Annotated in this window: 20 protein-coding genes; 7 read left to right on the plus strand and 13 right to left on the minus strand. The window is 45.3% G+C overall.

Going from position 1 to position 19,546, the window contains the following annotated elements; genetic code table 11:
* Nucleotides 1-30 precede the first annotated feature (30 nt).
* Nucleotides 31-726: a Crp/Fnr family transcriptional regulator gene (locus NYR53_RS31740; protein ID WP_261303016.1), complete on the plus strand. Its 696-nt coding sequence runs from the start codon at nucleotides 31-33 to the stop codon at nucleotides 724-726.
* Between the two features lie 26 nt (nucleotides 727-752).
* Here NYR53_RS31740 and NYR53_RS31745 read toward each other — a convergent pair whose 3' ends face one another.
* Nucleotides 753-1,295 (minus strand): hemerythrin domain-containing protein, encoded by a 543-nt coding sequence (locus tag NYR53_RS31745; protein WP_261303017.1) that lies wholly within the window; start codon nucleotides 1,293-1,295, stop codon nucleotides 753-755.
* Nucleotides 1,296-1,463: 168 nt separating this feature from the next.
* Here NYR53_RS31745 and NYR53_RS31750 point away from each other — a divergent pair, with 168 nt between their 5' ends.
* Complete coding sequence (locus NYR53_RS31750; RefSeq protein ID WP_261303018.1) at nucleotides 1,464-2,747, plus strand: methyl-accepting chemotaxis protein; 1,284 nt, start codon at nucleotides 1,464-1,466, stop codon at nucleotides 2,745-2,747.
* Between the two features lie 79 nt (nucleotides 2,748-2,826).
* Here NYR53_RS31750 and NYR53_RS31755 read toward each other — a convergent pair whose 3' ends face one another.
* The 12 genes from NYR53_RS31755 to NYR53_RS31810 form a co-directional block, all read right to left on the minus strand.
* Nucleotides 2,827-4,866, minus strand: a complete 2,040-nt coding sequence (locus NYR53_RS31755) for a sensor domain-containing protein (RefSeq protein WP_261303019.1) — start codon at nucleotides 4,864-4,866, stop codon at nucleotides 2,827-2,829.
* Nucleotides 4,867-4,917: 51 nt separating this feature from the next.
* On the minus strand, nucleotides 4,918-5,223 hold the full coding sequence (locus NYR53_RS31760; protein WP_261303020.1) for an STAS domain-containing protein: 306 nt from the start codon (nucleotides 5,221-5,223) through the stop codon (nucleotides 4,918-4,920).
* A gap of 92 nt (nucleotides 5,224-5,315) precedes the next feature.
* Nucleotides 5,316-6,980: a cbb3-type cytochrome c oxidase subunit I gene (locus NYR53_RS31765; protein WP_261303021.1), complete on the minus strand. Its 1,665-nt coding sequence runs from the start codon at nucleotides 6,978-6,980 to the stop codon at nucleotides 5,316-5,318.
* A 31-nt stretch (nucleotides 6,981-7,011) separates the two neighbouring features.
* Nucleotides 7,012-7,482 carry a cytochrome c oxidase subunit II gene (locus NYR53_RS31770; protein WP_261303022.1) on the minus strand — a complete coding sequence of 157 codons (471 nt, stop codon included), beginning with the start codon at nucleotides 7,480-7,482 and terminating at the stop codon, nucleotides 7,012-7,014.
* Between the two features lie 35 nt (nucleotides 7,483-7,517).
* Nucleotides 7,518-7,682 carry a cytochrome c oxidase subunit 2A gene (locus NYR53_RS31775; protein ID WP_437180110.1) on the minus strand — a complete coding sequence of 55 codons (165 nt, stop codon included), beginning with the start codon at nucleotides 7,680-7,682 and terminating at the stop codon, nucleotides 7,518-7,520.
* A 105-nt stretch (nucleotides 7,683-7,787) separates the two neighbouring features.
* A complete protein-coding gene (gene mobA / locus NYR53_RS31780; RefSeq protein ID WP_261303023.1) occupies nucleotides 7,788-8,405 on the minus strand; it encodes a molybdenum cofactor guanylyltransferase in 618 nt (205 codons plus the stop codon).
* Between the two features lie 97 nt (nucleotides 8,406-8,502).
* Nucleotides 8,503-9,027, minus strand: coding sequence for a DoxX family membrane protein (locus NYR53_RS31785; protein ID WP_261303024.1), 525 nt, complete (start codon nucleotides 9,025-9,027; stop codon nucleotides 8,503-8,505).
* 165 nt (nucleotides 9,028-9,192) lie between these two features.
* The gene (locus tag NYR53_RS31790) at nucleotides 9,193-10,314 is read right to left on the minus strand and encodes a Ger(x)C family spore germination protein (RefSeq protein ID WP_261303025.1); all 1,122 of its coding nucleotides are present in this window, start codon (nucleotides 10,312-10,314) and stop codon (nucleotides 9,193-9,195) included.
* 24 nt (nucleotides 10,315-10,338) lie between these two features.
* Nucleotides 10,339-11,448 (minus strand): GerAB/ArcD/ProY family transporter, encoded by a 1,110-nt coding sequence (locus NYR53_RS31795; protein ID WP_261303026.1) that lies wholly within the window; start codon nucleotides 11,446-11,448, stop codon nucleotides 10,339-10,341.
* Between the two features lie 15 nt (nucleotides 11,449-11,463).
* Nucleotides 11,464-12,930 (minus strand): spore germination protein, encoded by a 1,467-nt coding sequence (locus tag NYR53_RS31800; protein WP_261303027.1) that lies wholly within the window; start codon nucleotides 12,928-12,930, stop codon nucleotides 11,464-11,466.
* Nucleotides 12,931-13,097: 167 nt separating this feature from the next.
* Nucleotides 13,098-14,453, minus strand: coding sequence for a sensor histidine kinase (locus NYR53_RS31805; RefSeq protein WP_261303028.1), 1,356 nt, complete (start codon nucleotides 14,451-14,453; stop codon nucleotides 13,098-13,100).
* A gap of 1 nt (nucleotide 14,454) precedes the next feature.
* Nucleotides 14,455-15,144 (minus strand): response regulator transcription factor, encoded by a 690-nt coding sequence (locus NYR53_RS31810; protein WP_261303029.1) that lies wholly within the window; start codon nucleotides 15,142-15,144, stop codon nucleotides 14,455-14,457.
* Nucleotides 15,145-15,361: 217 nt separating this feature from the next.
* On the opposite strand from NYR53_RS31810, the gene NYR53_RS31815 reads away from it, so the two are divergent.
* From NYR53_RS31815 to NYR53_RS31835, 5 genes are all read left to right on the plus strand, one after another.
* Complete coding sequence (locus tag NYR53_RS31815) at nucleotides 15,362-16,417, plus strand: DJ-1/PfpI family protein (protein WP_261303030.1); 1,056 nt, start codon at nucleotides 15,362-15,364, stop codon at nucleotides 16,415-16,417.
* A 27-nt stretch (nucleotides 16,418-16,444) separates the two neighbouring features.
* Nucleotides 16,445-17,077, plus strand: a complete 633-nt coding sequence (locus tag NYR53_RS31820; RefSeq protein WP_261303031.1) for a DUF2306 domain-containing protein — start codon at nucleotides 16,445-16,447, stop codon at nucleotides 17,075-17,077.
* 62 nt (nucleotides 17,078-17,139) lie between these two features.
* The gene (locus NYR53_RS31825) at nucleotides 17,140-17,964 is read left to right on the plus strand and encodes a DJ-1/PfpI family protein (protein WP_261303032.1); all 825 of its coding nucleotides are present in this window, start codon (nucleotides 17,140-17,142) and stop codon (nucleotides 17,962-17,964) included.
* Between the two features lie 360 nt (nucleotides 17,965-18,324).
* The gene (locus tag NYR53_RS31830) at nucleotides 18,325-18,654 is read left to right on the plus strand and encodes a PadR family transcriptional regulator (protein ID WP_261303033.1); all 330 of its coding nucleotides are present in this window, start codon (nucleotides 18,325-18,327) and stop codon (nucleotides 18,652-18,654) included.
* Between the two features lie 13 nt (nucleotides 18,655-18,667).
* Entirely contained in the window at nucleotides 18,668-19,534 is an 867-nt protein-coding gene (locus tag NYR53_RS31835; protein WP_261303034.1) for a pentapeptide repeat-containing protein, read from the plus strand.
* The last annotated feature ends 12 nt before the right edge of the window (nucleotides 19,535-19,546 follow it).

A 19,546-nucleotide genomic window follows, 5' to 3' on the forward strand; every position in this document is an offset into this window, starting at 1 on the left:
TAACAAAGAAACGTTGAGGAGTTGGTACAGATGGCTGTTAAAGGTATTCTTGCCTTTTTTTCCGAGGAAAATTTCCATAAATTACAAAGTATTATGTATGTGAAACATGCGGAGAAAGGTGATTATCTGTTCTGGGAAGGTGATGTCGCGGATAAATTGTACTACGTAATGAAAGGCGGAGTACGCATCACTAAGCTGTCGGAAACGGGTAAAAGCTTCATTATATCTCTGCATCAGGCGGGTGATTTATTCGGTCAGATCGATCCCTTTCAGAACTCTGTACAAAGCTTTAGCGCAGAAGTCACAACCGATTGCGAGATTGGGGTCATTCAACGAAAAGACCTCGAAGTATTACTTTGGCAGCATGGGGATTTGGCCATTGAGTTTATGAAATGGATGGGGCTTATGCACCGCATGACTGAAACGAAGTTCCGTGATTTGATGATGTACGGAAAACCAGGCGCACTCTGTTCGTTACTTATCAGGCTCAGTAATTCATATGGCGTTCCAAACGGTGAACATACGCTGATCAATTACAAGATCAATCATACAGAAATGGCCGATATGATAGGAGCTACACGGGAAAGTGTCAATCGGATGTTGAGTGATATGAAGAAGGAAGATGCGCTTGAGATTGAAAATGGCCATATCGTGATTAAGGATTTAACCTATCTCCGCGATGTATGCCACTGCGAAAACTGCCCGAAAGAGATTTGCCGCATGTAGCATCCCGATTGAAATGGTCCAATTAACTATGAAAAGAAGGATTCAAGGTCCGTTAGCACTTTCTCCGTTAAAGGAATTACGAGCTGTTCTTCCATTGTGAAGTGATCGTTTAAGATTAAGCAGGCCTGTATGAGGTGCGCCGCAGCCTCAATCAGCTGTTTTTTGATGACAATTGGCGTTAAATCGATGATGGTTTCATTGAAGGTCTGGATAAATGAAATCGCCAGCTGGTGATCCTTTTCCAGTACCCAAAAGGAGGGAGTGATCGATGGAGCCGATTGTCGATGAAAATAATCAAGCAGAAAGGGAAACAATTCCTGGTCCTCCCATTCCGCGTGGCGCTCCAGTGCCTCCACAAAATCAGCGGTTTGCTGCCTTAGCTGCTGCAAGACCTGAACGCCCTCCGCAGGATCATCCAGCAGGCTCACTTCCTTAGCGCTATGTTCGAGAGCCTTTAGCTGCTGTCTTAATTGGTTATGCTCTTCCTTCAGACGATCCGTGGCAAAATCAAGTTCATCTGGGTTGGATGAGGCTATTCCCAACATACAGGTTATTGAAAGTGGTGCCATATTCATCCCTCCAATATACGTCTTTTGCTTCTATTTCTAGTATAAAGGCTTTGCCGATTATCGCTGTGAGAAACATCACATCTACGCTTTCAAGATTCTGCTATATTTTTGGAAAGTGCTTATTGGAAGAAATCATCACAGAAACAGGCAGAATGGGGACTGACGAAGATGAAGAAATTTAAATGGAGCATAGTCAAGAAAATGGTACTTGGCATCACGGTAGTATCCACCGTAACCTATGGGACAAGTGCTTTTTTTATTTTCACCCTGCAAGATTTATTGAAAGATTACATCCCGGATTGGCTGTTCATTTGGATCACCCTTTCTCTCGGTATTTTCTGGACAGGATTTCTGGGATGGATTGCGGCAAAATGGTTCATTAAACCCTTACTGCAGCTTACAGACGCAGCGAATGAGGCCTCCGCAGGAAATTTGCAAATTGCTATTACTCCAAGCAAATCGGATGATGAATTAAGAGCACTCGGCCTTTCTTTCTCGATGATGATCGGGAATTTAAGAGATATCATTGATGGAATTTCAACTAACTTCATAGGAACCGATATGCATGTGGATGAATTGAGATCAGCGATTGGACATGCAGCAGCTCATGTGGAACTGATCACTACGACGATTGAAGATATCTCCCATGGGGCTGAACAGCAATCGAAATCTTCCGAAGCCATGTTCATGTCCGTGGAACAAATCATGAGAACCACCGATGATATCAATAAAGAAGCCCATGAAGCCCGGCATTTAACGACGCAAATGATTATTACCATTAAGGATAGTGCAAGAGTGATTCAGTCGTTAGTTACTGGGATGCAAAATCTTGCGATTTCCAATCAAGAATCCATCCATACTGTTCAACGGTTGGAAAGCAATGCGAAGCAAATCAGCGAGATTTCGAGCGTTGTGGGTGAATTCGCCAATCAAACCCATTTATTGGCATTAAATGCTTCCATTGAGGCTGCGAGAGCCGGGGAACATGGCAAAGGCTTTGCCGTAGTTGCCGGTGAAGTGAAGAAACTCGCCGAGCAAAGTTCGCATGCGGTTCATGACATTAATCAGCTTATCGATCAAATTCAGTCTGAGGTCAAGCATGTGGTCTTCAAAATTACACAGCAATTCGAAATGGTCAATAAAGAAGCCGCCAATGGGGAGACAACAGCATCAGCGCTTCAAAGTATTGTTGGTGAAGCTAATCAGGTCGATCAACTCGTGGATCATATGGCATCCATGGTCGCAAGCCAAGCGGATCAAGTACAGCTCACCTTGAACGAAGCTCGAGATGTCACCGACATTGCCGCCAAAATTTCTTTAGGCGCGAAGGGCGTGTTCGCTTCAACACAGGAACAGACGGCCGTGATGGAGGAAATCGCTGCATCTTCCGATGTATTGCGAGATCAATCCGCAAGTTTAAAGAAACAAATTGAGATCTTTAAAGTGAGATGAGATTGGTCTCTGTCTTTGGAAATAGCTTTCCTACATGCACTGCTGAGGCATGTAGGAAGGCTTTTTATCGTATGCTGGATCAACCTTCGTCAGCCATGAAGAAGGATTCGATCCTTTCAGGAGGCAGCGGTCGACTTAACCAAAATCCTTGTATAGAATCACAATGGAGGTCCTTGAGAAAAGCCAACTGATCTTCCGTTTCTACGCCCTCGGCAATCACTCGGAGCCCCAAGCCATGAGCCATATCAATCATAGCCTTGGCAATCGATGCATTCCCTCGATCCATTTCAATACCCTGAACGAAGCATTTATCAATTTTCAATGTATCAATGGGATACTTTTTCAAATAACTTAAAGCGGAATGCCCCTTGCCAAAATCATCAATGGCTAACTCCAGCCCAATCTCTTTAAACTCATGCAGAACCGTCAATACCGACTCAATTTGGTGTATGCTGATGTTTTCCGTAATTTCGAAGCAAAGATAACTCGGATCCAGCTCCGTTTCCTTCAATATCTGCTTGACCGTTTCAATCAAATTCTTATTATTGAACTGTCGGGGCGACAGATTGATGGCACATTTCAAGGGAGGATAGCCTGCGGATTGCCAGGCCTTGTTCTGCTCACAAACCTTGCGCAGCACCCATTCTCCGATTTCGACAATTTGTCCATTTTCTTCTACGATCTGAATAAATTCATTCGGCGATACCATGCCCATCTCGGGATGCTCCCAGCGAAGCAAGGCTTCTATGCCGTTGATCCGGCCCGTACGAATGTCCATTTGCGGTTGGTACACAATTCTTAATTGGTCTTTCTCCAACGCTTTTCGCAACCCGTTTTCCAGTTTCATTTTCCGGTAGAAGGTTGCGTTCATATTGGAAGTGTACAGCTGATAATTGTTGGACTGTTCCTTGGCACGATACATGGCCGAATCGGCTTGTTTGATCAAGGTTTCACTATCTTCTCCATGCAAGGGATACACGCTGATTCCAATGCTTGCCGTTATGAACAGCTCCTGTTCGGCTAGGAAGAAAGGAAGGGCCAGCTCTTCCAATATTTTTTGCGCTACAAGCAGTGCATCTTTGGTTTCATGAATGCGGGGTAGAATGACCGTAAATTCATCGCCGCCAAATCGTGATACCGTATCGCCGGTTCGAACGCAGCTTTCCAGCCGTTTGCTAGCTTTCAGCAGCAGTTGATCTCCAACTACATGTCCCAAAGTATCGTTAATTAGTTTGAAATGGTCGAGATCAATAAACATCAGGGCAGCCGAGTGGCCTTGACGATTGGCCTGCCTAATCGCATGACTCAGTCGGTCATGAAATAAGAATCGATTCGGGAGCCCGGTCAATACATCGTAATGGGCCAAATATTTTAAATTCTCTTCCGACAGCTTACGCTCTGTAATATCTGTGAAAACCCCGACATAATTGGAGATTTTGCCATTCTCATTTCTAACGGCATTAATCGTCAGCCATTCGGGATAGATTTCCCCATTCTTTCGCTTATTCCATACCTCGCCCTGCCAGCTGCCCGTTTCATGAATTGATGCCCACATTTGAATATAAAATTCGGCATCCTGCACGCCGGAATGTAACATGCGCGGCGTTTGAGCTAAAACCTCATCCTCCGAATAACCAGTTGTTTCGGAAAACGCTGGATTGACCGATAAAATCGTTCCTTTTGTATCCGTAATCATGATCCCTTCACTCGCTGTTTCGAATACTCTGGCATGCAGCTGCAATTTTTTCTCAGACTTCTTGCGCTCCGTTATGTCTATGAAAATGCCTACATAATTGGTTATTTTGCCACGCTTATCCCTCACAGCACTGATCGTCAACCATTCGAGATACAGCTCCCCGTTCTTCCGTCGGTTCCAGATCTCGCCCTTCCAACCACCCGTTTCATGAATCGTTGCCCACATATGAATATAGAACTCAGGTTTTTGTTTGCCAGAATACAAGATACGCGGCGTTTGACCCACCACTTCATCCTCCGTATAGCCGGTAGTCGTTGTAAATGCAGGATTGACCGATAAAATAACGCCTCCAGAGTCTGTAATCATGATGGATTCCATAACCTTTTTAAATACACGTGCATAAAGCCGCAGCTTATCTTTCATTTCGATTATCACCTCTAGGTAAGCGACTTCTTTCACGTGAATAGGACAAAATTAGGGTTGAATCTCAAAAACATTCGTTAAGCGAGTCAGCTCGAACAGTTCTTTGACATCCCCCTGTAGACCCTTAATGACCACCTCGCCACCATTAGAATGAGCTCTCTTCTGAAGCGCAACTAGTACGCCGAGTCCAGAACTATCGATATAGTCAACATCACGTAAGTTAAAAACAAATTGCTTACATCCTCTATCCAAATAAGGAAACAGCTTCTCCCTTATGATCGTTGCTTCATCCACATAAATTTTGCCCCTAAGCGTTATATTCACCTGTCCGCCAGACACTCGAACATCTAGAAACATTGTTACCCCTCCAGGTCCCTATTTTCCAGCCTCACTTCATTGTAAAAAAAGCACCAGCTTTACTTCACATAAAGTCCGGTGCTTCTTTCCTTTTACCAAGTGACAAACCCTTTGGAACCGACACCTGGATGCATAATCATATCCATTAACGGTACCGTATAAGCAATCAGTATCAGCGCCACCGATAAGCTGATCCACACACTCCAACGATCCAAGTAGGCCGGAGTCGCTTCCGCTTGCTCCATCGCTTCGCCGATTGGATACTCTGTCACACCCTTCGGCGCCCGAAGAAGAGCGAAGACATTGTACACCATCAACAGCACGCCAATGAAAAGTACCGTACCGCCAATAGCCATGAAAACATAATACGGCATCCAGCCTGCCGCATCCGCATTTCCCTCATAGGTCGTGAATGCCGTTCTCCGCGGTGCACCGAATAGTCCAACAAGATGCATCGCACCTGACATAAAGAACATGCCTACACACCAAATGATCGCTTGAATAATCCCAAGCTTGTTCATGCGCTTCGTAAGCACACGGCCCGTGACGGCTGGAAGCAGCCAGTACGTAATCCCGAAGAACGTGAGCGCTACACTCGTCGCAACCGTCAAGTGAAAGTGCCCTGTTACCCATAACGTATTATGAACCACCGCGTTCATTTGATTACTTGCGTTGATTAATCCGCCTGCGCCAGCTGGAATAAAGATCAGCATACCGAGGAATGGCGCGAAGAATCGAACATCTTTCCATGGCATGACTTTTATCCAACCGAACAGCCCTTTGGCACCCTTGGCACGACCATTGATCTCAAAGGTAGCAAATAGCGAGAATGCGGTCATCAATGACGGAACGACCACCATGAAGGTCAAGACGACCTGCAGGTACTTCCAGAATGAGCTAATGCCCGGCTCCATCAATTGATGATGAAAGCCAACCGGAATGGAAAATAGCAAAAGCAGGACAAAGGATAATCTGGCGAGCGCGTCGCTGTAGATTTTGCCTCCGATAATTTTCGGAATAATGACATACCAGCACATGTACGCAGGCATTAACCAGAAATATACGAGCGGATGGCCGAAGTACCAGAACAGGGTACGGCTGAGCATCACATTAATCGTTTCTACCCATCCGAAGGACCATGGAATGAGCTGAATCAGCACTTCGGCAGCAACACCGATGGTCGCAATTTGCCACATAAGGAACGTGATGACCGCCATAAATGCAAACAACGGAGAAATCTTGCCTTGATGTGTCTTTTTCCAATACTTCAATTGATAGAAGATGCCCCACCCGCTAATCCAGCTTCCTACCACCAATAGGGCTAATCCGATGTAAAAGTAAGGAGAAGCTTTCATTGGCGCGTAGAACGTATACAGCACGCTCGCTTTTCCTGTCAAAACCATCACTACCCCGAGGGCTGTTCCCACCGTCATGAAAGCAAATCCAAGCCATCCCATGCGATGAACAATCGGAAGCAGCTTTCCGCCTAACGTGTAGGAAATGCCTGAGTAAAGAAAGCCTATAATGAAATAGGTCGTAAATACGATCGCCATCAACACGCCATGCGCAGTCAGCAGTTCATAATAACCGATCCCGTAAGGGAGCTTAACCGTCCCGCTCTTCACTAATGTTTGCAGCAGCCCCGCGATCCCTCCGATGAGCAGTGCAAGGAAAGCCACGATAATATGTGCTACGACCAGCCTCCCATCTTTGAGATCGAATTTATTTTCAAACCATTCCAATTGCCCTTTCTTCATGCCGACTTCCACCCTTCTGTGCTTCTTCCCATCATTTCACGATAATCGTCGTTTTCATAAATTCATGCGCTCCGCCGCAATATTCGTTGCACAAAATAAGGTACTCGCCTGGTTTCGTAAACGTATGCGTCACTTGGCTGATTTCGCCAGGAACAATCATCATATTGACGTTCGTTCCTGGAATTTCAAACCCGTGAACGACATCCTGACTCGTGACTACGAACTTGATCGTTGCACCAACAGGCACTTCCATCTTGTCTGGGGCATATCCGAATGTAAAAGCGGTCATCACCGCTTCATATTCTTTTTCTCCGGTCTTATACAACCCTGGTTTGTCAAAAGGGGCTGTCTCTGTTACTTTCGCAGGATCAATCCGATGATGATGCTCACTTGGCGGTTTAACCCCCATGGCAAATGCGGAAACACCCAAAACGCCAAGGAATACAAACAGCATGCTGATGCCGATTGCTAGCCAAATTTTCTCAAGTTTATGAATATGCATGGCTTAAAACCACCCTTTTCTAATCGTGAAATGAACTACTGTCTGTACAGAAATAATAGAAATACAGCGACCCAGGTTATAGCCAAAAAAGCTCCAAGCAGCAAGACCGAGGCAAATGTGCCTTTCAATACGGGTTCTTGATCCGCCTTGTTTGTTCTCATTTGTTCAGGCTGCTCATTGCTTAACTTTCGAATACTCATTTCAGACCCACCTCCAACTTCAAATCCAACTATCCTCATTCTAGGAGCATTCTTCCGAGGCCACTATGATTTATGTCACATTCCGTATAGGAAATGAACAACTTCTTACATCCCCGTCTTCACGGTGCTTTGAAAAGCTTTATAATCGTCCATGGTCTTGATGCTCGCAATGAATTTCAGATCGACGCCATTCTTCTGCAAATATTCATCCCCTAACTCACTCCAGAACATATGTCCCAGTAAAGCAGAAACCCGCGTTTCACCTCTAATGAGCAGTGGAAGAATCTTAGCCTTGCATTCGCGATCATAAATCCCATGTAGGGGAATTAATCTACCCGATACAAGAGGAATTACAGCCTCAATGCCTTCCCCTTCCCGCTTTCTGTTCCACAAAAGTTCGGCGGCTTTGTACGAAATAAAAGGCATATCACAACCAACAACCCAGACCGATGAATGCTTCGCTAACGACAATCCTGCATGCATGCCCCCAAGCGGTCCATGGCCAGTGTGAAAATCCGTAATAATCCGTACCGAACGATCCAGGATAGGTAGAAACGATTTGGGATCGTTGGTTACAACAATGATTTCATCACACAATATCCTCATCCGATCCACTTGGCGAACAATGAGAGGCTGTCCACCAAATGGAAGTAATGCTTTCAGTTCCCCATTCATTCGACGGTTTGCTCCACCAGCCAAAATGACGCCCGTAAGCATCACCATCACACTCCCTCTATCCCGTTTTGTAGTGAGAAAAAAACACCTACTCTTCTTCAGCGAACTGAGTCAAAGAGTAGGTTCTTCATGAATAGGTGTCCGCTTATTTATATTTCGGCTTCAAATGGAGTCTGTCGATTAGTTTATCAAACCATTTGTGCAGATAAGGAAGAATCAGATGGTCAACGCCGAACTTGCCTGCGTTAGCGCCTGCGGCGATGATAAAGAATCCAAGAAGCACTAACCATGGATTGCTGCTGACCGTTCCGGCGAACATATACATAAAATTCATTAATAGGCCGAAAAATATGGCTGTAGTCGTCAGTGCGCCAAGAATCAGACCCAAACCAACTAACAATTCCCCCCAAGGAACTATCGTATTGAAGATGCCCACATTGGGAAGGGCAAAGCTTTTTAAGAAAGCTACATAATTTGCGTAAACCATATCCGTAGTTCCCGATTCAAGGACTGGTTTCGCAATGGCGCCTTTCAGATAACCCGCTGCGTCAAATGGCTTTGCTCCGGCGATTTTATGCCACCCCGCTGTCATCCATTGCCAACCCACATACAAACGAATAATCGTCAAGATCATCGCCGCGTAACGATTTCCCCTTAACCACTTCATCATGTGAACCATCTCCTTTTTTTCTTTTCTGTCTTCATTATATTTCCTAAAAACAGTCCGGTATGTGAAATAGATCACACCTGCGTGAACCACAGGGAAACACTGGTGGACTGACATAGCAAAAGCTGCCTTGGACTAAGCCCATGGCAGCTTTTGCTTGCTGATCCTTCATTCAATAGCACCGGTATGTCTCAATGTGAAATTTAGGCGAACGTTGATTTTTGCTTTTTTGAACATGGGGTGCCACTTTGCTTTGGTTAGCTTTGAGTCTCTTATTTTACTCCGATAAACCTCACCGAACCCGACAACATCAGCTTCATTCGATTGCAAACTCGCGATGAATGTTTCTATTTCCTTCTTCAGTTTTTTTTCAATTTCTTTCTCTAATGCTGATACAGACTCGGGCTTCTCAAAGGAATAAGGAGCCGAAATCTCTTGAAGATCCCCCTGCATCGACACCGACAAATTAAATTCGGGTACTTTCGTGTCAAGAAGCTTAATTTTACTGCTGCTTTTCACAGTGGCGAATACAATTTTAACCTCTTTATCTGGATGCTTCATGTACTTCGTTAAAGGTTCGGCATCTGCTACGAGTTCGAAGCTTCCCTCTTTCTTCGTATTGAGTAGTACTTTGAGCAGAAACCCTTGCCGCGGCGAAGCTTCATGAACCATGCGGTCATCATGAAACAAAGCCAATCCTTTGATAAAGACCTCATTGCCCCTTCGTTTGAGCAACGGAATGACGGGATCTTTGCCTTCACTATAATAATCCCGAAGAAAATCTTGGAGTGTTGGGGAAGGAATCTCCTCTCTCTCCGAATTTTGTCTTAAGTTTTCATAAAGATACATGCCAATATTCGATATTTCCCGATAACGATGCGTTAAAATGTGTGATGCTTCTCCATCACTTATGCAAAGATAGATCATATCACCGAGCGTTGGGTCACGGGACAAGGTATCAGCTAGATCGATGATCCCTTTGGAGGCAAGCTTTTTGCCGTACATGACAACCCGTACTTGTCCTCCAACCAAATATTTGCTAAGCTCTCGATTCGAAGAAATGCGCGAACCTTTACTGGTATATGCCGTACTGGCTACAACCTGCGTCTTTTCTTTGGCGCTCGGATCGATTTTTTGCAAGACCGATGTTGTAAGAATGCGTTCTTTCTCAAGAGAGTCATATCCGATAATAATGCTAAGCGCCAAATTCTCTAATATGAATGGTTTGACACATCCCGAGAACAAAACGACTGTGCCGAGCAACAGAGATAGACAAAGCGGTCTTCTCACGCATTTCACTCCCCGAGAGTAATCTTATCGATTAACGGTTCTTTTTTTAATGGCATGTACGGTTTTCACCAACAGAAAAAGAAGGGGTGGATACAAAAAGATCACATAGGTCGACACGGAGTTCAAGATCGAGTTCATCTTATATATTTGTCCGTGTTTTTGGAACAGAAAGGAGCATGCGAAAAGAAGGACACAGAAGACGGCTAACGTCCGTTTTTGATTTTGTTGAAAAACCCGCTTCATTCCACGCAGGATAACCCATGTAAATAACATAAGATTGCATACTAGGATAAGCATCCAGAGCGGAATCGCAATGTATTCGAATCGTTCCAGAAACGGAAATCGGATGATTTTTAAGAAACTAAACGTAGCCCAAATCGTTTTTGGCATCTGATTTTGACTGTAATAAACGATAGAAATGACCATGACGAACAAATAAAATAGGTTGCTAAGAAGAACACCTATTTGCGCGTAACGATTCACGTTTTGTTGATCTCGAATGAACGGATACAGAAAGTAAATGACCTCGAACCCAGCAACCGTCAGCGGCATTTTACTCGCTCCTTGTAACAACTGGGTAGGCGTGGCTTCCATAATCGGAAGCAAAAAACTCCACTGGGCATGTCTTATCGCGGCATAAAAAAATAATGTGGTCACAATCCAACATCCAATACCAAACAGGCACATGCCAATAATCACGCGAATTCCGCCAGTCACACCATAAGCAATTAGCGTAATGAAAAGCAGCATGAGGAGCCATGTCGGGAAATCGGGAAAAATCCACGACTGAACAGTTTCAATATATGTGCGGGAGATCGTTAGGACGTAGAACGCGAAATACGTCATAAACAAGAGGCTGAGAATCCGCCCTACCCATTTTCCGAATAGTGCATAATGAATACCGAACAAGTCCGCAGAATCATAATGCGCAAGCGTGCGAATCATCAACCAAATGGAAAGATGTGCAGCTAAACCGGACACAATGACCGAAATCCAAGCATCATGACCCGCAAATTTAAAAATGACTCGCTGGAAACCGAGCACGCCCACCCCCAATTGGGCTTTACTGATTACAAAAACAAGTAGGAACGCTTGAAACAGTAAACCTTGCCTCGGTTTATCCGAGATCTCCATCTTGTCATCACCCGTCTACTCGTCGATGTCTTTTTTCAGCTTCGCTTGATTCTTATTGAATCTTGGCTTATTCGGTGTACGTGTAAAGGTAGAACGAGCGGAGAGAAATGGAAAAGGAAGTCGAATGACCGTATCTATCATGTCCCTCCATCGCGGAGGATAGATCGGATGCATATACGGATGTCCAAGACTCGTTTGACGTAACAAATGCATGAGTAATAAACAAATCGTGAACACAATGCCGATCCCACCCCAAATGCCTGCAGCAATAATCATCGGAAAACGAACAAATCGGATACTAATCCCCATTAAGTAGATGGGTGTGGTAAACGAAGACAGAGCCGCCAAGGCGACAATCATAATTAAGATGTTGCTCGTAAATCCGGCCTGAACCGCCGCTTGTCCGATAACAATACCTCCCACAATGCCCATCGTTTGTCCAACCTTGGTCGGTAGTCTAGCCCCGGCTTCACGCAGAAGCTCAATTGTAACTTCTAGAAATAACGATTCAAACAAAGGCGGAAAAGGCACTCTGGATCGCGACTGGGCTAGCGGAACGAGCAGACTAGGAGGAATAATCTCATAATGAAACGTTAAGGCAGCCACATACGCAGGGGTCAAAAGGATCGAGATGAAGATGGCCAAGAACCTCAATCCTCTTATGAACATGGCAATATTCCAATGCAGGTAATGATCTTCCGGTGATTTGAAAAAATCAAGGAATGTACTCGGTCCTATAATTGCAAAATTGCTGCCATTGATAAGCAGAACGACTTTGCCCTCCAATAAGCTAAAACTGACACGATCGGGTCGTTCGGTTATGATCATTTGAGGAAAAATCGACAAAGAATTATCTTCAATAAGCTGCACCAGAAGGGTGCTCCCGATGACGCCGTCTATCTCTAATTCCGAAATACGCTGACGCAGCGTATTGATGGTTTGCTCTTCTGCGATATCTTTCAAGTAAAGCAATTGCACCTGAGTTCTCGTTACTTCACCAATCTCAAAGGATTCATTGCACAGATTTTCATGAGCAACATAGCTGCGGACGATCCCCAGATTCGTTTCCAATGATTCGGTGAATCCGATCTGAGGCCCGATCACGTTCGTTTCGATTTCCGCTATGGAGGGAGATCGTTTTGGCTGCTTAGAGGTATTGACCAGTATGACGTCTGTTTGTCCGACTTTAAATACCACGGTCCAACCGCGCAGCAGCAAGATAATGACTTGCTCCATTTCACAAGTAAGATCAGTCTGGCCAATAGGGATTAATTGAGCAAGTCCCTCCATCGAGAATGGTTCTAGCCGAATTTGCTGTAGGGAGCTGAGTAGTTGATTGTTAATGAGACTTGCGTCAACTAAATCACAAAAATAAATGAGATTAAGGTCATCCTTCGCATGTTTGACGATAAGATCCGAGCAATTATGGAGCAGGCTTTTCAATGATTCTTCGAAGAGATCAACGGAACCCGGTAAATCCATACATATCACCTTTAACCATAGTATCCATTTTTTTCTCCAAGTTATGCATGGGAACCAACGCAAACAAGCTTCGCCCTCATATAAAAGGCGAAGCCATTAGGTTTATAGAGTTACTTCAGATAATTAAAGGTTGGATTCACACAAAGTATCGATAGCTATGACCACCTTCATAGGCTAATCCCCCCTCTTATTCCGTTCATATTTCTTGCAGGTATCCAACCTGTTAGCAGGGCTCCACCCTCCCAATGGTTGCCAGCGATAAGTTCGCCTCCGTGTCGCCTTACAATTCTTTGTGAAATGGTTAACCCTAATCCGCTGCCGCCAGTGGAACGATTTCTAGATTCTTCACCACGATATAGCGGTTCAAAAACTCGTTGCAGTTCTTCCCAAGAGAAGCCCGGCCCTGTATCACGTATCGTAAAATTCACTTTTTCATCTTCTTTATAACACTGAACAACAATTTCACCATAGGTGGGTGTGTGTCTGACGGCATTATCCAAAAAATTGTTCATCATACGTTCCAATAAGTGCATGTCACCGCTAATGAAGCAGTCGTCTGTTGTATGGCTCGAGATCGAGATGTGCTTCTGCCGAGCCAGCGGACTTAGACTGTCAATCGACTTCTGGATGATGAGTTTAAAATCAATCGTATTATTGGGAAGTTTCCTCTCCACATATTCCATCTTTGTAAATGTGAAAAGGTCTTCTACCAGCCGATCCAATTGCGCTGATTTTTCCTTGCAAACCGCCAGATACTTTGTTGTTTTCTCCGGAGATTGAGCAATTCCTTGCTCCAGACCATCTAAATAACCTCGTAAGGCGAATAGCGGGGTCCGTAAATCATGTGCGACAGCTGCGATCACGAATCGACGTTCTTCTTCCAATTCCGCTTGTTTTTGAAAAGATTTTTGAAGCCCCTTCACCATCACTTCGAATGCATCGCGTACTTCGGAGATTTCGGTGATCCTGGACCTGGGTAACTCCACTTCCCACTCTCCAGCAGCAATTTGTCTGGCTGCAAAGCTCATCTTTTCAAGAGGGTTAAGAAGGAACTTTCGCATTTCAACACCAATAATAAAGAAAGCTAACAATAGTCCGGCAAACATCGAAATCATCTGAACCGTACTTGACTTAGGCAGATAAATGACGACTCTTCCAAGTAAATGACCGTCCGCTACGACGGAGAACCGTTCAGTTGACGACAATGAGCCATGACGCTCTGGATTAGACCGATAAATTTCCTGATCTGACGCAGATAGAATATCCACTTCCATCTTCACTTGCTGCATTTGGGTGTGCAATTGGTTTTGCCAGTTCGGATCCCTCCATTTGTCCGAGCCCGCTTCGATCATGTGAATGGTCTCGTTTAAATGTCTTTGCAGAATCTCACTTTGCGGCCCGCTTTTTGCGAAGCTGAGTGTTTTTGTCTCCATGAAGTGAACTGTCACATAGAAGAGCCACGGCACTAGCGATATGAAGAAGAAGACCAGCATAATAAACGTACGAATGCGAAGTGTTCTCATTTTATCCTCCCTCGAAGCGATACCCTACTCCCCACACGTTGACCAAGTATTGAGGATGATTCGGATCGGATTCAATTTTTTCGCGAAGTCGACCGAGATGCACCCGAATCGTATGCTTATCGCCCACCCCTTCCCAAAATTTTGCAAGTATCTGTTCATATGTAAAAACATGCCTGGGGTGTTCAGCAAATAGTTGCAGCAATTCATACTCCCTAGGCGTGAGTACTACGTTCTTCCCATCCACGATCACTTCTCTTGTGGATAGATTTAGCTTAATGCGGCCAAAATCCAAGATCTTTTCATCCATTTGCAGCTGAGAAGCCGAACGCCGCAATACAGCTTTTATCCTGGCTACGATCTCACCGGGTGAAGCAGTTTTGACGATATAATCGTCGCCGCCGAGCGTCAGTCCTCGAATCTTGTCCACATCATCGCTGCGTGCGCTCAAAAAAAGGATTGGAACGTTGCTCTCCGCCCGAATCCGGCGACATAACTCAAATCCATTTTGTCCCGGCATCATGATGTCAAGAACAATGCAATGAATGGAACTCTTCTCAAACAAGGCCCACGCCCCGACGGTATCGCAAGCAGTTAGAACCTGAAAATTTTCGTACTCCAAAAAATCCCTCAATAGTTCAACGATACTTTGGTCATCGTCTACAACCAGTATCGTACTTCTTACTTCACTCATGAATATCCCACCTTTGCGTTCCTAGTTTATCATTTTTTCTGGAAGAACGAACGCAACTTCATGTTTTGTGATGAAATGTTTATTGTTTTGTTACCTTTTTAAAGCTTCGTTTGAGATATTCATTTGTTATGATTCTTCTTGCTAAGGGTGAAATTGACCAGAAGGAATACCACAGTCTGAAAGATCTTCTAACAAAATAATATGAGGAGGTTTATGAATGTTAACGGTTCAAATTGTGCTTTTTGATGGCTTCGACCTTCTGGATGCCATTGCGCCTTACGAAGTTTTTTGCGCTGCTGCCATGTATGCTGAGAATGCGTTAAGCGTAGAGTTCGTTACCGCCGAAGGACCGAGGTCCGTGGTTAGCGGCATCAACGGATTAAAGATTGAAGCGAGCAGCAGATTGAACCCGGAACGTGCGGACATCATTCTCGTGCCTGGCGCGTCGGGTAGCGTCGCAGGAGATGGCCCCGATTCGATCCCGGCTATTTTGAAGCGCGCAATAAATACAGAATTGACCGGAATGATCAGGCAGGCAATCGGGCAAAAAGACATCGTCGTCGCCACGGTTTGCGGCGGTTCGCTGCTGCTGGCCATGGGAGGGCACTTGGATGGCAGACCGGCAGTAACGCATCATCTGGGCATGGATTTACTTGGAGCAACCGGTGCCATTCCCATTCCGGCACGCGTAGTGGACGACGGCAACCTGGTTACCGGCGGCGGCGTCACTTCGGGACTCGATGTAGCGCTGTATCTGGTGGAACGCGAGCTTGGACCGCGCATCGCACACGCGGTAGAGCAGTTGTTCGAATATGAACGGAGGGGAACGGTTTGGCGGGAAAAAGGAATAGCGCCTAGCTCTCCTAAGGCAGTGACGGGTGAAGAAACGAACATCGAGGCGAACAAAGCGGGGATGGCCCACGACATCAGTAATACTTCATACGGGAAATCTGACTTCGACGGGGACTGGAATACGATAATAGCTACGCCCGTCGGGAAAATGGAGGTCAAGCTCTCCATATCAACTAGTAATGGGATCATCCAAGGCAAGGCAACGCAAGAGGATGAGACGATCGACTTTATAAACCCGTTACTTCAGGACAACAAGCTTACCTGGTCACTGCGCATCACGAAACCAATACTCTTAAACCTGAACTTCGAAGTTGCCGCGGGCGGAGATCATATGACCGGTATCGTTAAGGCCGGCATACTGCCGGCATCTAAATTAACAGGTAAGCGGGTTTCCTTGCCCAGAAATGTGCATTTGCAATAAAGTGAAGCCTCGGGGGTTTGGGATTGCATGAAGAAGTGGAAAACATTATATGGACTTTTAGCCTTTGTCAGTATTCTATTTATCCTTTACGCCTTGGTGGTCAATTATATGATCGATCCCGGAGCCGAGGCATTTTTAAGCTATAAAACCGGACTGAAGCGCGAGCTAAATCTCCCGGTCTGGTTAAACGTGATGCACGTTCATGTTGCGTTTGCTTGCATCGCTATGGCGGCGGGGCTACTCAATTTTTCCAATCAAATCTTTGAAAAAAGCCGCAAATTCCATCGCATAAATGGCTACGTTTATTTAGTGTCCGTACTTCTTGTCGTGATTACTTCCGGATACATGGCGCCTTACGCCACCGGAGGTAAAATAAGCAGTATGGGGTTCAATGCGCTTAATATTCTTTGGCTGCTTATCACCATTATGGCGCTCCTACAGATCAAAAAGAAACGCATCATCCAGCACCGGAATTGGATGATCCGAAGTTACGCCTTTTGTTTTACGAACATGCTGATTCATCTCATCACCTCCCTTTTTCATCAGGGATTCGGCCTCCTTTACGTTACCAGCTATGCAATTGGCGTTTACGGCTCCATTGTGCTGCTGCTGGTCATTCCTAACGTCATCATTAGAACGATCGGTCAATCAAAGAGGTAACAATACAAAAAATCCCTTAGGGCTAACATGCCTTGAGCTATACGAAAGGAATAAGTATAAAGATGAAAAAATTTTTTGGACTACTCATGTCGCTGGCACTGGTTCTAAGTTTAGTAGCCCCTGTAGCAAGTGCGAAAACAAAAGAAGATAAGGATACATCCAAGGACAAAAGTACTCACGTTCAAATCGTATTATTCGATGGTTTCGATCTGATGGACGCATTAGGGCCATATGAAGTATTCGCTGCCGCGGGAATGTACTCAGGAGGAGCCGTTACTGTGGAATTGGTATCCGCAGAAGGTAAGCGTTCTGTCCCGAGCGGCCTGAGTGGGCCCGCCCTCGAAGCACAAGCCGCATTAGACCCAAATCGTCCTGGCATTATTTTGGTGCCTGGAGCTTCAGGCAAGCCAGCGGGCGATTCGGAAGATGCCATTCCGAATATATTAAGGCAGGCCATGAAGACAGGCTTACCGGATATGTTGAAACAAGCTTTTAACAATAAGGAAGTCACTGTAGCAACAGTATGTGGAGGTACATTGCTGCCTGCGATGGAAGGTTTGTTAAAAGGTAGACACGCGGTTACCAATCATTTAGGCATGGATGCATTAGGAGCTCTCGGAGCAATTCCAATTGAAGCAAGAGTAGTTGAAGATAGTCCTCGTTTCGTGAGCGGGGGAGGTGTTACTTCTGGACTTGACGTGGCCTTGTACTTGGTCGACCGTGAATTAGGGCCCCAAATCGCAGCTGCTGTAGAAAAGCTATTCGAGTATGAGAAAAGAGGCACTGTGTGGCGGGCGGAAGGCATTGCGCCGATCGACTTTAATACGAGTCCAAAAGCGTCTGAAGAAAAACAACCTGCTGCTTCCGTGAGTAACGCCGAAAAGTGAGGCGAGAAGGTTCGAATAAAATAATACGGCGCCAATCAATGCCCAAATAGGGGTTCCGCCAATATTTTAACAAAAATATACGCTAAGCCATCAATCATGTCGGGCTTGGCGTTTTTTTGCTTTAAATCCAATAGTCCGGCGGCGGTATTACCCGGACCCAGAGCACTGCTCATTCAACTTCCTGTTCTTTCAGCGGCTGTAATGAACTGAGAGACGTATTCTGTTATCGCTCGCCCTAAATGAATCCGTTAGATATCGTTCTGAATATAATCCATTCTTTTCAAACAAAGTATTTTGTTTAAAACACTACCTTGACAGTCATAGTAATGTGTCGTATTATTCAAATATGGAGGTGATGATATGAGCGAGAACAAAATCACATCCGACCTGCTACGCGGACATACGGATACAATGATTTTACGGCTCCTATCCGAAGCTGACCGCTACGGATACGAAATTGTCAAGCTGATTGCCGAGCGCTCGGGCGGCGAATATGAATTAAAGGAAGCCACAATGTACTCCAGTGTCAGACGTCTTGAGACAGATGGCGATATCGAGTGGTATTGGGGCGATGAATCTCAGGGCGGACGGCGCAAGTATTTTAGGATTACTGAAAAGGGCAAGGATACATACGCCCGAAACAAAAGCAATTGGGAGTATGCACAGCGCGTGTTAGAAAACTTATTATAAGGAGATTGATAATATGAATCCGAAGTTGACGAACTATTTGAACGGTGTTTTTACACCATACGACGGGGTAAAAAGCGTCACCGAATTAAAGGCCGATCTGCACTCCGATTTGCAGGAGCGGTACCGTGAACTCAAAGCCGAGGGCAAAGACGATGAAACAGCATTTAAGATGACTATTGAGAGTATCGGCGACATTGAACAAACGATCCTGGAGGTCGCCAACCTCTCCCGCTCGTTGGAACGGCAAGTCGTGACAAACTTTAGCGCGAGCAACTTGCCAATGAGCGACTTTGCGGGCGTTACTGCGCATAAAGGCCAATTTAATGCTAGTTCGTTACGCGGTTCCGACTTTGTGGGTGCAGACTTGACCGGCAGTTCATTTAAGGCCAGCGACGCACGTGAAGCCAAATTTGACCGCGCGAATTTGACTGACTGTAGCTTTACCTCCCTAGATCTTTCAAACGCGAGCTTTAATGAATCGATCCTTGTACGCACCAACTTCAGCACTTCGGGGCTGGACGGAGCAAAATTCACAGGCATAAAACTGACCGACGTTACGCTAACCAAGACCGATCTTAGAAAAACAATCTTTGAAGGTTGTATATTTGACGGCGTGGACTTCAAATATTGCGACCTGAGCGGGCAACGTTTTGACGGGCAAACCTTTATCGGCGTTAAGTTTGACAAGTCGGCATTAACCGAAGCTTCGTTTAGGGGCGCTACACTCAAGAATGTATCTTTTCAGGCGTTCTTTTCATTGACCAATAAGTATTACCGTGGCATCAAATCCATCTGCTTTGACGGAGCATTGATGGATAAGTTGACTTATGCCTCTCTTAAGGGCATGGGAGCCGATTTGTCTAAGGTTACTGTTCGATAAGGAGGGGAATTT

It is taken from the genome of Paenibacillus andongensis (assembly GCF_025369935.1).
In the GTDB taxonomy this organism is placed as follows: domain Bacteria; phylum Bacillota; class Bacilli; order Paenibacillales; family NBRC-103111; genus Paenibacillus_E; species Paenibacillus_E andongensis.